12 protein-coding genes are annotated in these 13160 nt (G+C 44.0%); 8 read left to right on the forward strand and 4 right to left on the reverse strand.

Translation table 11 applies throughout. The features are described from left to right. Positions 1 to 59: 59 nt before the first annotated feature. On the reverse strand, positions 60 to 2105 hold the full coding sequence (locus MSG38_RS05770) for a methyl-accepting chemotaxis protein (RefSeq protein ID WP_248401249.1): 2046 nt from the start codon (positions 2103 to 2105) through the stop codon (positions 60 to 62). 104 nt (positions 2106 to 2209) lie between these two features. Here MSG38_RS05770 and MSG38_RS05775 point away from each other — a divergent pair, with 104 nt between their 5' ends. Continuing rightward, a complete protein-coding gene (locus MSG38_RS05775) occupies positions 2210 to 2695 on the forward strand; it encodes an NlpC/P60 family protein (RefSeq protein ID WP_050649923.1) in 486 nt (161 codons plus the stop codon). Between the two features lie 87 nt (positions 2696 to 2782). On the opposite strand, the gene MSG38_RS05780 is transcribed toward MSG38_RS05775, so the two are convergent. Then, positions 2783 to 3127, reverse strand: coding sequence for a DUF3802 family protein (locus tag MSG38_RS05780; protein WP_010440912.1), 345 nt, complete (start codon positions 3125 to 3127; stop codon positions 2783 to 2785). Positions 3128 to 3713: 586 nt separating this feature from the next. Between MSG38_RS05780 and MSG38_RS05785 the strand changes: the two genes are divergently transcribed. Together MSG38_RS05785 and MSG38_RS05790 are read left to right on the forward strand one after the other, a co-directional pair. After that, positions 3714 to 4580 (forward strand): fructosamine kinase family protein, encoded by an 867-nt coding sequence (locus MSG38_RS05785; protein WP_019823083.1) that lies wholly within the window; start codon positions 3714 to 3716, stop codon positions 4578 to 4580. A 111-nt stretch (positions 4581 to 4691) separates the two neighbouring features. Then, a complete protein-coding gene (locus MSG38_RS05790) occupies positions 4692 to 4895 on the forward strand; it encodes a CPXCG motif-containing cysteine-rich protein (protein WP_004733789.1) in 204 nt (67 codons plus the stop codon). A gap of 185 nt (positions 4896 to 5080) precedes the next feature. On the opposite strand, the gene MSG38_RS05795 is transcribed toward MSG38_RS05790, so the two are convergent. Beyond that, positions 5081 to 5689, reverse strand: coding sequence for a riboflavin synthase (locus MSG38_RS05795; protein WP_050649924.1), 609 nt, complete (start codon positions 5687 to 5689; stop codon positions 5081 to 5083). A 426-nt stretch (positions 5690 to 6115) separates the two neighbouring features. Between MSG38_RS05795 and MSG38_RS05800 the strand changes: the two genes are divergently transcribed. Further along, positions 6116 to 7486: an MATE family efflux transporter gene (locus MSG38_RS05800; RefSeq protein ID WP_048611045.1), complete on the forward strand. Its 1371-nt coding sequence runs from the start codon at positions 6116 to 6118 to the stop codon at positions 7484 to 7486. Between the two features lie 99 nt (positions 7487 to 7585). Here the strand turns inward: MSG38_RS05800 and MSG38_RS05805 are convergent, their stop codons facing one another. After that, positions 7586 to 8428 carry a DNA ligase gene (locus MSG38_RS05805; RefSeq protein ID WP_048611046.1) on the reverse strand — a complete coding sequence of 281 codons (843 nt, stop codon included), beginning with the start codon at positions 8426 to 8428 and terminating at the stop codon, positions 7586 to 7588. Between the two features lie 310 nt (positions 8429 to 8738). On the opposite strand from MSG38_RS05805, the gene MSG38_RS05810 reads away from it, so the two are divergent. The 4 genes from MSG38_RS05810 (at position 8739) to MSG38_RS05825 (ending at position 12752) form a co-directional block, all read left to right on the forward strand. Beyond that, the gene (locus tag MSG38_RS05810) at positions 8739 to 9068 is read left to right on the forward strand and encodes an STAS domain-containing protein (protein ID WP_004733793.1); all 330 of its coding nucleotides are present in this window, start codon (positions 8739 to 8741) and stop codon (positions 9066 to 9068) included. 62 nt (positions 9069 to 9130) lie between these two features. Then, entirely contained in the window at positions 9131 to 9967 is an 837-nt protein-coding gene (locus MSG38_RS05815; RefSeq protein WP_048612055.1) for an OmpA family protein, read from the forward strand. Further along, positions 9964 to 12063, forward strand: coding sequence for an SLBB domain-containing protein (locus tag MSG38_RS05820; protein WP_248401250.1), 2100 nt, complete (start codon positions 9964 to 9966; stop codon positions 12061 to 12063). The genes MSG38_RS05815 and MSG38_RS05820 overlap by 4 nt, the downstream gene beginning before the upstream one ends. After that, complete coding sequence (locus MSG38_RS05825; RefSeq protein WP_048612053.1) at positions 12063 to 12752, forward strand: tyrosine-protein kinase family protein; 690 nt, start codon at positions 12063 to 12065, stop codon at positions 12750 to 12752. Before MSG38_RS05820 ends, MSG38_RS05825 begins: the two co-directional genes overlap by 1 nt. Positions 12753 to 13160: the final 408 nt, after the last annotated feature.

Consider the following 13160-nt stretch of genomic DNA (forward strand, 5'->3'; position numbering starts at 1 on the left):
GCTTCAACTCTTGTGCGGTTTGGCTTAACTCAGCACGCTCGTTATTTCAGCACGCTCGTTTACTTTAAAACGTACTTATGAAGCATAGCTTGTTGGTGCCCTGCTATCTCTCCGACTTGCTCTGAACTCTCGATCATAGATTCAAGTTGCAGCTTAGTATTCTCGCCCTGCTCAGACACGCGAGTGATTGAATGGGTTACATCGACAGTCGCACGAGCTTGTTCTTCGGTAGCCACCATGATTTGCTCAACACGCCCTTTGATTTGGCTCACCGCGAATTCGATTTTCTCGAAGGCTTGTCTTACGTCGCCACTGGTTTGCAGTGCATTTGCCATCTCACTTCTCGATTCCGTTACAGAAGCACGTGAGCGATCGGCTGCCGCGACTAATTCGTTCATCATGCTACGAATATTGGTGGTTTGCTGGGATGTGCCGCTCGCCAATTTACGCACTTCGTCTGCAACTACCGCAAAACCTCGACCTTGTTCACCTGCTCGCGCCGCTTCTATCGCAGCGTTCAATGCCAACAAGTTGGTGTTTTCAGCGATACCACTGATCATGTCGACCATTTCACGAATCTGCTTAACTCGACCATCCAAGTCAGCCATCGACTCTTCACTCATGCTAAGAGACTGCTCAAGCGCTTGTAATCGTTGTTGGTTAAGGCCAACCACTTGGCTGCCATTCACTGACTCATCTTCTGCTATTTGTGCATCGTCGTTCGATGCGTTAGAGATACGAGCTATCTCACCAATCGATGCTTCTAGTTCAGTAATGGTGGTGATCATATTCTGAAGTGATTCGTTCTGTTCGTTCAAGCTCGAATTAGTTTGCTCTGCAGCGTCATGGCTTACTTCAGCCGTTTGATAAAGCGTCTCACAGTTGCGCGTTACTAAACGAACTGAGTCCGCGGTGGAATCAACGACCGTATTGAGTTTTGAAGTGATAACTTGCAGCTCTAGCGGCCCAAGCAATTCACTCTGTTTGGAGAAGTCATGATCTGCCAGTGAACTCAATTGTTGAGTAATGTTTTTAAGCCCTTTATTCATCCAACGGCGTAGCACGAACCATGAAATCACAATGATTACGGCAATCACTAGCCCGCTGATAAACAACACACGATCAATATTGGTGATGGTTTGATTTACAATCAGTTCACTTTCATCAATCAGGTGGGAAGCGGTAGAAGACAACTGATTCAATGTGCTGATGACGGTATTCGCTAAGGTGATGACTTGCGTTAAGTTCTGCTCTTGCTGCTGAACCAGTTCGAGTTTCAAGAGGATTTGTTTGATCACGCCTTCTTCGGTAAAGCCTTCTTTCACCATCTCGTAAGGCGCCGTCAAGCTCGCGAACTCAACGATGTCTGGATGCCAATCGGCAAAATCGCTATAAGCCAAGTTAAGGCCTGCGATTCGGTTTCTCAATTGACGGTATTCGTCTTGTGCTTTATCAATGTCAGGTTGCATCATCAACATCAAGAAAGTGTTCGCCATAGCAGACGCACTGGATGTAAATCGGTTAGCTGCATCGCTCGCTTCTGGGTTGTCTTCAACCAAGAATGAGCTGATTCTATTCATTTCTGGTCCGATAGACCCAACGCCATAACGGAACTCGCCCATTTTACTGTCGATCAGATTTTGCTTACTTTGAATTTCGATCTGCGCCAGCAGTACCGTGTTGGTCATGGTTTGCAGTTGCGCCATGTCATCGACAAGGTTTTGTTGTTGCTCTAAAGAGATTGCATCAGGAAAAGATTGGGAGATAAAAAGGAGTTCCTCTAGCGTGGTATTGCTCTCTGTCGCGAGTTGGTCAATTGAGCCTCTTGTGGCATTCAGTGTATCTAAGTCGATTGATTGGGTGCTGTAAGTGAGAAGTTTTACTTGTTCTAATACGCTTTGCGTTAATTCGGCGTTATTTAGAGCAAGGGGTAATGCTTGTTCCGAGAGTGCATCAAAATGTCCCCCGACACGTTCAACGCCCCGAATGCTAACCATTGATAAAAAACTAACAAGTAAAAGAATGGAAATAAATACAGCAGTGACGGTTTGAATGAGCGAGAATGTATAACGTGAGGGTTTTATTGATAAATTTGTGTCGGGCATGTGAAATCCAGTTTGACTACGAAAAGAGATATCCTTAAGTTAGGTCGTATACTAGAAGTCCTTGATGACGTTTTTATTTCAGTTTTTTGTCAGAAGAGTTACATATGAAAATCAGAAAAATGGCTGTAGTTACAATAACTTTAGCAACATTGGCTGCTTGTAGCTCGTCACCTTCGCCTTCTCAGCTTAGTCAAACCGCACAGAGACCCCTATCAAAGTCAGAACAATTGACTACAAACGCTTATATGAGCGTGTATGAACAGTGGAAAGGCGTGCCATACCATTTCGGTGGGACCTCATTTAGAGGTATAGATTGCTCTGCTTTTGTACAGATAGCCGTCCAAAATGCGACTCAACAAGCCCTACCAAGAACCACAAAAGACCAGAGTAAAAAGGGAAAAGAAATTGCGTATGGGGAAGCAACAAGCGGTGACTTGGTGTTTTTCAAGACTTCGATGACGGTGCGACATGTAGGCGTTTACTTAGGAAACAATCAATTTCTACATGCTTCGACATCGAAAGGTGTCATTATTTCTAGGTTAGATAACCCATACTGGGCATCCAAGTTTTGGCACTTTAGGCGTTTATAGCGGTTCAAGAGATTCACCGCTGAACGACATAACATCAAATGTTACGGCTTAAACGCCCTTTAGTCTTTTAGATTGATACGAGAATAGTTAGTCGTATTTAGCGACAGCCGTATCAAACAGGTTTTTCACTAACGCGATGTACTCGTCTAGGAATACGATCTGTTCGTTGGTCGCTTTCTTAGCCCACACACCCGCTAATACTTCACCAAGATCCGCTACTACGGCATCTGCTTCTTTCAAAAGTTGAAAACGAACGCTCGAATGCAACTCTGGGTTTTGCTCGAAAATAGCCATGATGTTCGTTGAAATCATGTCGGTAACAATGTCTTCGACACTTTCGTTTCCAGTATCACCATTACTATTGGTAAACACATCAAGGTTGAATGATAGGTGCTCGATTAAAGCCAAATAGCCATCGGTTTCTACAACCACAATAATTCTCCGTTTTAAGCTCTAGAGCAGATTAATACGTACTTGCCTAATACTATGTAAATGAAGCTATTTGTCATCACTTTATTGCCCAAAACCGCATTAAAATGATCCTAGTTAGTATTTCAGCCTAAATTTAAATCGATATAGGGTTAAGTGGTATACCTGCCTACTTGAGCCATAAGTAAATTCACGCCTAACAAAGTGTAAGACAAACTTTGAAGCAAAGTATTGCGCCAGTTAACAATAGCCCTTTCAACTTACTCTAAAAGCTCATTTAAATTGGTTGGTAGACAATAACAAGCTCAAACCACTTTTCCAGTTTGTGGCATTCAAAACCGTTTCGATTGTGAGACCAGTTCCAAACTATTTCATCACGTCAGGTTTTCAATTTATGTTTGTATTTCAAAGAGCTTGAATCAGTTCGAGTTCACAGTTCGGCCAATTGATTCTACGTAAGATGAAGAAGAGCTAAGAACATTGACGAGTGCGTCTATAAATTGTTCAGATTTATCCTAAACTATTGCTATTAAACAAACAGTATTTCTAACCTTCAATCTTTTTAACTTTCAGTCTTTGAGGATTTCCTATGTGGCAGGCCATTTCTCAACAACTTTCAGATACTCTTCTATTTAACTTTCAGATTACTGAACGTACCAAGGTTTCTGGTGGCGACATTAACGATTGCTATATGATCAGCGATGGTAATGAACGTTACTTTGTGAAAGTGAATCAGCGAGAATTTTTACCTAAGTTTGAAATTGAAGCTGAGAACTTACGCTTGTTAAGAGAAACCTCCACCGTTTACGTTCCTGAGTTGGTGCTTATTGGCAAAACCAAAGAGTGCTCGTTCATTATTCTCAATTACTTGCCGACCAAACCGCTCGAGACGGGCAACAATAGCTTCGATTTCGGCGTTCAGCTTGCGCAGCTTCATCAATGGGGCGAGCAAAAAGAGTTTGGTTGCGACCAAGACAACTATATCGGCAGCACACTTCAACCCAACCCTTGGCATAAGAAATGGGGTCGCTTTTTCTCCGAGCAACGCATTGGTTTCCAGCTGCAACTGCTAAAAGAGAAAGGCATCGAGTTCGGTGATATTGATGACATAGTTGATGTTGTGAATATGCGTCTTGCTGGCCACAACCCTCGCCCTTCTTTGCTTCATGGGGATCTTTGGAATGGCAATGTAGCAAATTCAGCCTTTGGGCCAATCTGTTACGACCCGGCTTGTTACTGGGGTGATCACGAATGCGATTTGGCATTAACGGAATTGTTTGAAGGGTTTCCAAAAGAGTTTTATGAAGGTTACCAGAGCGTCAATCCACTCGACGTTGGCTATACTGATCGGAAAGACATTTACAACTTGTACCATCTTCTTAACCACTGCAATCAATTTGGCGGCGAATATTTAGCACAAACTGAAGCATGCATTCAGAAGATACAGGCCGTTTAATACCAATCACAGCGAGCTAAGTCGACCTATAAAGCTACTACGATCTATACAAGCTACAGCGATCTATAAACCGAACACGATTGGAACAAGTTACAGTGAGGAGAATTCGCGATGCATAAATACACAGAGAAACATGTCTCCTGCCCCCACTGTGGGCATGCCATCAGCATAACGCTTGATGCTTCTAATGGGAGCCAAGATTTTTATGACGATTGCCCAGCATGTTGCAATGCCATTCACCTCGACATGCAGGTAGATGAAGTAAGAGACAGGATTAATCTCTCGATTGATGCAGACGACGAACAAGTCTTCTAACGCCTAGCCTCTTGTCGAGTTGGATCTACACCTCGATTTAGCGCTACCTTCGATTTTGAGGCTAGCCTAGAAAAATACAAATACACACAAATAGAAAAAGAGCACTTAATGTGCTCTTTTTTAATGTCTTCGACGTTTGCTTAGTCAGCGATTTTTAAGCAAGTGCTGTTGATAAACCGCTACTACTATTTTTGGTTTGCTAGTACGCGTTCAACAGTATCAACAATCGCTTGTGTTTGAGGATCGAACTCAATGTTCACTAGGTCGCCTACCTCACGGCCGCCAAACAGAGTACGATTCAGCGTTTCTGGGATCAGGTGAACAGAGAAACGGTTCTCTTCCACTTCGCCAATCGTCAATGAACAACCATCAACGCCGATGTAACCCTTACTCAACACATACTTCATTGATTCTTGAGGCAGTTCAAACCAAAGCGTGCGGTTGTTTTCTGTCTTAATTACATCAACGAGGTTAGCCATCAGAGTAATGTGGCCAGACATGCTATGCCCACCAATTTCGTCACCAAACTTTGCTGCACGCTCAACATTCACTTTGTCACCAACATTCAGCTGACCTAAGTTCGTCAATCGCAATGTTGCTTGCATTAAATCAAAAGCAATCTGGTTGCCAGAAATTTCCGTTACCGTTAAGCAACAACCGTTATGAGCTACTGAAGCGCCAATTGCTAACCCCTCAACCATTTCGTCACTTAACTCAATGGTATGAGTTTGAAACAACTCTTTTTTGTTTATAGCAACCAGTGTTGCCATGCCTTGAACGATACCTGTAAACATAAGATTCCTATTTAGCATTCTAGGGCGTGTTGACCTTTCGCGGTTAAATTTTGTTCGAGATAAAAGCGTTTTAATCGCGGCGAGGGGGAAGTAGCCTAGCATCCTAAGCAAATCCCCCTCAACAAAGAGTAAAACGCTTTTAGCCGAACCCTTCGGGCAGCGTTTGCTGGTCATTTTTACTACGTTATCGGCTTCTCATGTAGGCTAGCTACACATCGATGCCTCTGCCTTGCATAAATACCCAGCAACTCGCTGCAAAAATCAGCTCGAAAGATCAATACGCCCTAAAAACAGTTTTTCATAGCAGTTATTGTGACATTTCTTTATGATTCGTCCAGTGGAAGCTTAAGATCATTGTCTCTGATTCCTTCAGAATGTCCTTTCCTACACTATTATTCTAATTTTCCCTCTTATTTGGAGTTGTTTGTGCATCGTTACAAAGAAGAATCCTCGAATCTAATCAAACTTGCGACCCCAGTATTGATCGCATCTGTTGCACAAACTGGAATGGGTTTTGTTGATACCGTAATGGCCGGTGGCGTAAGTGCAATCGATATGGCGGCGGTTTCGATTGCAGCAAGTATCTGGCTACCATCAATCTTATTTGGTGTCGGTCTATTGATGGCGTTGGTTCCTGTCGTTGCACAGCTGAATGGTTCTGGTCGACAAGTCAAAATTCCATTTGAGATTCAACAAGGTGCGTTTTTAGCGCTCGTTATCTCTCTTCCTATCATTGGCGTACTGTTCCAGACACAATTGATATTGGAGTGGATGGACATTGAACAACTCATGGCAGAAAAGACCATCGGTTATATGAATGCGGTGATGTTTGCTGTACCTGCGTTTTTGTTGTTCCAAACATTGCGAAGCTTTACGGATGGAATGTCTTTAACTAAGCCTGCAATGGTGATTGGTTTTATTGGCTTGCTATTAAACATCCCGCTTAACTGGATGTTCGTATACGGAAAACTTGGTGCTCCTGCTCTGGGTGGTGTTGGCTGTGGCGTTGCAACAGCTATCGTATATTGGGTGATGTTTGCACTGCTGTTCGCTTACGTTTTAACATCAAAACGTTTGGCGAAAATCAACATCTTCGGTACGTTCCACAAGCCTCAACTTAAAGCTCAAATCCGTCTGTTTAGACTTGGTTTCCCAGTAGCGGCCGCTATCTTCTTCGAGGTAACTCTGTTTGCGGTGGTTTCTCTGTTAGTTGCACCATTAGGTTCATTGATTGTTGCCGCGCACCAAGTCGCGATCAACTTCTCTTCGCTAGTCTTCATGATTCCAATGAGTATCGGTGCAGCCGTGAGTATTCGTGTTGGGCATAAGTTGGGCGAAAACAACACCGAAGGCGCTAAGATCGCGACACACGTGGGTATCATTGTTGGTTTAGTTACAGCCTTAATGACAGCGGCGTTAACGGTTCTGTTTAGAGAGCAGGTTGCATTACTTTACACAGAGAACACTGCGGTAATTACCGTTGCAATGCAGTTGCTGTTGTTCGCGGCGGTTTATCAATGCACTGATGCCATCCAAGTTATCGCTGCAGGTGCTCTACGTGGCTACAAAGACATGCGTTCAATCTTCAACATCACCTTTGTGGCTTACTGGTTGCTTGGCCTTCCTATCGGCTACATCTTGGGTATGAAAGATTGGATTGTTGAACCTATGGGTGCGCACGGCTTCTGGATTGGTTTCATCGTCGGTCTAACGTCAGCAGCGATTATGCTGGGTATGCGTCTACACTGGATGCACAAGCAGGACGACGACGTACAGCTAGAGTTTAGTTCGCGCTAGATTCGCACTCACTGAGTCGGTCTATCTGATTTCGAATACAAAAAGAGCTCTGATTTTCAGGGCTCTTTTCGTTTAATGGTCAGGTAGATCGTATCTGCCTTAATATTCACTCTTCTCTCGAACAAAGCGCGCAAACTTGGGTTTTCCGTTTTGAGTAAAACCATTGTAGCGAAAGGTAATACGGCTGCCGATCTCTGGCGGTGCGAGTCTCATTTGGTCACTGAATCCGCTGCCGATATAAAATTCCACACCCTCTTCTGTGTGAACCAAAATTGAACCCATCATCCCTTTATACTTCCCTGTCCCACCCTTATAGCCAATAACCGTGGCTTCGGCATCGTGGTGCCTTTTAAGCTTTAACAAATCATTACTTCGGCCTGCTTGATAACGACTGGTGATCTTTCTAAGCATCAAACCTTCGCCATTACGCTCATCGACATTATCAAGTTGATGAAATAAAGCCTCTTCACTGTGAATTGGTACATGTTCTATGTAGCCGACATGAGATTCTCCAATCACGCTTACCCAATGCAAAATGTTGTAATAGCGCTTTTGATAATCTCCTGCGGCGCCGGGCATATCAAACAGCATGAAATCGATTTGCCGCCATGCAGTGTCACTCGGCGTATGGTCGAGAACGGTAGATTGAACGAGATGGAACTTGCCTCTTCCTGCCCACAACTCTCCTTCGAGATGGACCTTAGGCAAGTTTTCAGTAAACCACTTAGGTGAGTAAATGCGATTGCCATTGCGTGTATAAAGGTGCTGTCCATCCCATAAAGCCCGAATCCCATCAAGTTTTTCACTCTTCCAGTATTCAGAAACATCTATGCCTTGCTGGTAGGAGTTTGCAAGCACCAAATGGTCAGGAGGCAAATAGGATGAATGAGATGAAAGCGAACACGCCCATAGAGTGGCTAAAGCCAGTTTGGTTAATCTCATCATCTGCTCCGTATGAATATCTGTAGTGGTCAACAAATGTCTTTAATCCTAAGCGCTCTAACACGCAGTTAGACAATCTTTGCCAGAAGATGCGATCCACTCACCAACCTTATCTAACCTTTGCATTGATTCATTGAGTTAATGGCTTGTAGCTCTCATATGTTCCGCCGTTTTTAGTTCTCATATTGAGAAACGCCTTTTCTCAATATGAGATGGGAATTTTCACTAAATATAACTCATTGAAAAATAACAACATAAAAGTTGGCACATTCAGTGCACTTGTCAATACATACTTAAAGGAGATATCGCTATGGAACTACGTAAGATTGATTTGAATACAACGACACTGACGCTTTCTATCTTCGGTGATTTGGATGCAGCAGGCAGTCGTGACGCACAAACAGACATCGATGATGTGATTTCTAACGATGGCCACCCTGAAATCGAAGTTGATTTTAGCCAAGTTGAGTTTTTAGATTCATCTGGTGTTGGCGCGATTGTTTATATGTTCAAACGCCTGACTGAGCGCGAACGCAACATGCGACTTGAAAATGTGACTGGTCAGCCTCTTGAAATTATGAACCTACTACGTATTGGCCACGCTATCCCGGTAAATTCAAAAAATCCTACAAATTCATGAAGATCCACTAAGCTAGAAGTAACAAAAAATAATAATAAAAATTAGAAACATAGGACGTTGGCATGAAAATACTGAAAAACTACATAGCCCTTTCTCTGTATGCTCTCGTTCTGGGTGGCTGTACTAGCTATCCTGAACAAGGCACAGGGGGTTTGGCGGAAAGTTATGATTCTATCAACTATCAAAACTCAGACTTCTCTCCTGTCATGCCAGACGAGCCACTTGGTCCAGAACATGGATTACGCTTTGATTGGCAGCTTGCTAAATTGCACCTTGACGCCTTGATCCAAGAAGGCGCTCGTTGGTGCTTCCCCGCTGCTGTTGTCCAAGCGATCGAAAAGCAAAATCGTATTGCTCGTGAACTTCAAGGCGGTCTACTACTGGATGCAGCCAACGACTTAGTGATTCAAAGAAAACGCCTAAATGAACTTGAAGTTCAACTGGATTACGTAACCTCTCAAGCCCGCTGTGAGCCACCAAAAAATGAAACCCAATTTAGAATGCAACTGTCAGTTATCGAACAGTTGTATGACCTGCTTAATGTTGATAACCAATTCGCGGAAGATTCGATTGAAGTAAACCCGAAGTACATGGGAAGACTTGCGGAAGCAACCAGCCTACTGAAAGAACACAAATCTCTAGACCTTGTTGTTACCGGCCATGCTGATGCGACAGGTACCGAAGAATACAACGATAAGTTAGCACTTGGACGAGCGAAACAAGTCGAACGCTACCTGACTATATTTGGCCTAGGCGCTCAACGAATCAAAGCCGTCTCTGTTGGCGAAACCGTCCCTCTTTTTGAAGGTGAATCCGACGGTACACGTTTAACGAACCGCCGAGTAAGTATCGAAGTTATCTCGCCTAAGAATGCCGAGAAAATGGGAGGTGGACTATGAAGTCCTTGATCGCTTTTATCATCATCCTATGGTTATGCTTTGCGAATGTCGTCAATGCTAACGATGAGTTTTCAGACGCAGTTCAAGTCGGTGACCTTATCCAAGTTAACGTACCCGGTGAAAGTACCTTAAACACGGGGTTCCAAGTGGATAAGCGTGGCCGTATTACCCTTCCTGAGGTTGGCGCTGTGTTTGTTGCAGGTTACGACAGTGAGCAGCTTAACAAAGTGGTTCTAGAGTCGCTGGCAACCGCTTATAAAGATCTTTCGAACGCTTCAGTGTATGTAAAAGAGCAGCAAATCATCATCTACGTGCAAGGTTATGTAGAACAGCCTGGCGAATACACGCTCGCACTAGGTTCTAGCATCCAAATGGCACTCTACGCTGCGGGTGGTTTACGCCCGGGCGCGCAACTGGATAAGCTTATTCTAAAGCGAGGCGCAGATAAGAAAGAGTTTAACTACAAACGATTCCTTGATTCAGGAGACGAGTCAACATTACCTACTCTGCAATCACTGGATTCATTGTTCGTTCCGGCTTCTCCATTAGTCGGTAACATCGAACAAGAGTTTGACGCAGCAAAGCTTGCTAACTCCGGTGACAGTGCTGACTCTCGTAATTCCATCAAAGTGTTTGGTGAGGTAAACGCACCGGGTTCGTTCACTTACAAAGAAAACACCGACCTTGTCGACGTACTTATGCGCTCGGGCGGCGTAACTCGCTATGCCAGTGTTGAGCAAATCCGAGTGATTTCGAACAACACCCCAACGCTATTCAACCTGAAACGTTATTTAGATTCTGGTGACGAAAGTCTGCTTCCGATTTTACGCCCTGGTGCGACCATTTTCGTTCCTAAGCAAGAAGAAGAGATAAAATCTGGCGCGAACATGGTTTACGTGATGGGTGAAGTCGCAGCCCCTGGTGCTTTTGAAGGTAAAAGAGGCGCGACCTTTATGGATATCTTGGCTAATGCGGGCGGGCCAACTCGATTTGCAGAGTCGCGACAAATCCGTGTCATCAAAGCAGATGGCAGAGTGCTTAAATTCGATTTAGCGGCTTACACTGAAGGCTTACCTAACTCTAACCCTCCTAGCATCAAAGCTGGTGACGCGATTTTCGTTCCTGAGAAAACCGACATGAACGAGAAGTCTTGGTTGAAAATCACGCCAGACCGAGCAGTTAACGTGATTGGTGAGGTAAATCGACCTGGTCGTATTGAATGGTCAGACGAAATGAACTTCATGGGATTACTGGCACACGTCGGCGGCCCTACACTACGCGCTGACACATCGAAAATTGAAGTCGTGACTGGTAGAAAGTTGGTTGTATTTAACCTTGATGATTTCATTCGAAATGGCGCGCCACGTGACCAAATGCCTCAAATTCGCGCGGGTTCTATCGTGCGTGTTCACGACTTGCCACAAGATCCTTCCGACAATAAATCACAATGGGTTCGTCAAAGCTCTGATGCTTCGATCTACATCTTTGGACAAGTGAATGCGCCCGGTCGTTACCGCTTCACCAAAGACATGCACTTCCTTGATATCTTGTCTGCGGCTGACGGTCCAACAAAGGATGCTGACATCCACAACGTTCGAGTAACGCATCGTGACAAAACCTATTCGCAAGTAAGCAAACTTAACTTATCACTGTACTTCGAAACCGGTGACGAATCGTTACTGCCAAACGTAACCACTGGCGACACGATTTACATCCCAGAGAAAGGCAAAAACTGGCTAGATACACCGAAAGAAGAAACCGTTCGTGTGCTTGGTGCGATTAACAACCCAGGCCGTTATGTGTTCAACGACAACATGACCATTCTAGATATTCTGGCAGAAGCAGCAGGCCCTACCGACAATGCTTACGTAGAGAAAATTACCATCGTAAATATGTCTTGCTGCCAAGGTCAGGCCCGTACTTTTGACCTTGTAGAGTTCAGTAAAACGGCGAACATTTACAACCTGCCGGTGCTACGCGCTGGTGACACGATTTACATTCCAGACCGTCGCGAAAGCTTTATTGAAAAAGCACGTGTCGGACTTGATGACATACTGCGTATTACGACCACCATCGTATTAATAGGAGCTTTATAATGACTATCTCAGCGACCCATGCCGAAGTCGAGCAACTGTATTTAGCTTCTGAACTTAACGGCCAAAAATCAATATGCGTGACCGCCTGCCATTCAGGTGACGGGGTAACATCTATTGCAACCGCATTAGCTGAGCGTTTTCTTCTCGCCGGCCATTCAACGCTTTATGTTGATCTCAACTTGTTCAACCCTGCTTTCAAAGATTTGAATATGCTAGAAGACAATCAGCAAGGCCAATTAATAGAACACGTTGAATCTCAGCGTACGTTTATCGGTGTCCCTGCTCCACAAGTTGCTTCAACGCAATTGGCTTATAAAGATCCGACAACGTTACAAAAAGTAGTCAACAAATGGTTAGAGAAATACGACAGAGTCATCATTGATACCTCACCGCTTCTCAACATAAACAAAGGCAATATTCCGGCGCAGTCTGTCGCGAGCGCTTGTGACAGTACACTGATGGTTGTCGCCTATGGTGAAACGTCGACTCACCACCTAGAACAAGCGAAAAAGCTGCTTGATGCACAAAGCATCAACCTAATGGGTTGCGTGATGAACATGAAACAAAAACCCAGCTTTGCACAAGAGTTGGTCAGACAAATCAATCGAATGAAATTCATCCCCGTTAAGCTTCGCGATAGCTTGGCAAACAAGCTGTATCAAAATGAATTTTTGAACCTTCCGATGTAACTTTCTTTTGCTACTTTCTGGCTGTTATTAAACCATGACAGCCGCCAATCGTATTAGACTTCAAGCCCCCGACAGCTCTTAATAAATCAAAACCAAATTGGGTGTTTTTGGCGAAATTATTGTTAAAAATAAGATTTTAAAAACCATTCAACGCATTTCACACACATCAATCATGGTCTTGCCACCTTTAAATCCCTTCAAAAATCAACAGCCCCACGCCTAACTTTAGCGGTAATGTGACACAGACGGTTAAAGTGCCATGTAAATCGAATCAAAGATGGAATTCGTACGATTATTCCCTAAGATTATAAATAGAGGTGGTTTTTGACGAATTTGTAATAGTTTGACAAAGTTATCCGATGGCTGTTGAAACACAGTGGATGAATTGGCAAATCACACTTCACTGAC

This window comes from Vibrio sp. 1CM24A, assembly GCF_023161725.1.
Classification (GTDB): Bacteria; Pseudomonadota; Gammaproteobacteria; order Enterobacterales; family Vibrionaceae; genus Vibrio; species Vibrio coralliirubri.

What these genes read in the sequence shown, in the direction of transcription:
- MSG38_RS05795 (WP_050649924.1), bottom strand. Translation starts at nt 5,689, where the DNA reads ATGTTTACAGGTATCGTTCAAGGCATGGCAACACTGGTTGCTATAAAC.
- MSG38_RS05785 (WP_019823083.1), top strand. Translation starts at nt 3,714, where the DNA reads ATGTGGCAGGCCATTTCTCAACAACTTTCAGATACTCTTCTATTTAAC.
- MSG38_RS05770 (WP_248401249.1), bottom strand. Translation starts at nt 2,105, where the DNA reads ATGCCCGACACAAATTTATCAATAAAACCCTCACGTTATACATTCTCG.
- MSG38_RS05790 (WP_004733789.1), top strand. Translation starts at nt 4,692, where the DNA reads ATGCATAAATACACAGAGAAACATGTCTCCTGCCCCCACTGTGGGCAT.
- MSG38_RS05775 (WP_050649923.1), top strand. Translation starts at nt 2,210, where the DNA reads ATGAAAATCAGAAAAATGGCTGTAGTTACAATAACTTTAGCAACATTG.
- MSG38_RS05825 (WP_048612053.1), top strand. Translation starts at nt 12,063, where the DNA reads ATGACTATCTCAGCGACCCATGCCGAAGTCGAGCAACTGTATTTAGCT.
- MSG38_RS05820 (WP_248401250.1), top strand. Translation starts at nt 9,964, where the DNA reads ATGAAGTCCTTGATCGCTTTTATCATCATCCTATGGTTATGCTTTGCG.
- MSG38_RS05810 (WP_004733793.1), top strand. Translation starts at nt 8,739, where the DNA reads ATGGAACTACGTAAGATTGATTTGAATACAACGACACTGACGCTTTCT.
- MSG38_RS05805 (WP_048611046.1), bottom strand. Translation starts at nt 8,428, where the DNA reads ATGAGATTAACCAAACTGGCTTTAGCCACTCTATGGGCGTGTTCGCTT.
- MSG38_RS05815 (WP_048612055.1), top strand. Translation starts at nt 9,131, where the DNA reads ATGAAAATACTGAAAAACTACATAGCCCTTTCTCTGTATGCTCTCGTT.